Here is a 429-nt window from a genome sequence, read left to right as displayed (position 1 = left end):
GGCACCAGCAGCGTTGACGGCCCGGTCAGCGTGGTTAATTTCACAGTGGACGGCACCCAATACCAGGCTGGCAGCACGGCCACCATCGCCAACGTCGGCACCCTGGTGATCGGCGCCAACGGCGCTTACACCTTCACCCCGGACGCCAACTACAACGGCAGCGTGCCGACCGTGACCTACACCGTCACCGACGGTTCCGGTGCGGACGTCACTTCGACCCTGAACATCAGCGTCACCCCAGTGGATGACAGCTTCACCGACCTCAGCGAAACAGTCTCCACGCTGGAAGACGCTCCGGTGACCGGCAGCGTCCTCACTGGCACCAGCAGCGTTGACGGTCCCGTCAGCGTGGTTAATTTCACGGTGGACGGCACCCAGTACCAGGCTGGCAGCACAGCGACCATCGCCAACGTCGGCACCCTGGTGATC

The 429-nt window shown here is 63.9% G+C and carries 1 protein-coding gene; it reads left to right on the top strand.

The annotated features are described in order from the left end of the window. Window positions 1–429, top strand: a 429-nt coding sequence (locus tag F7R06_RS30850; RefSeq protein ID WP_170288745.1) for a cadherin-like domain-containing protein, incomplete at both ends; no start/stop codon positions are given.

This window comes from Pseudomonas moorei (assembly GCF_008801475.1).
Classification (GTDB): domain Bacteria; phylum Pseudomonadota; class Gammaproteobacteria; order Pseudomonadales; family Pseudomonadaceae; genus Aquipseudomonas; species Aquipseudomonas moorei.
The sequence above is the reverse complement of the archived record's forward strand: the minus strand, read 5'-3'. Positions and strand labels throughout refer to the sequence as shown.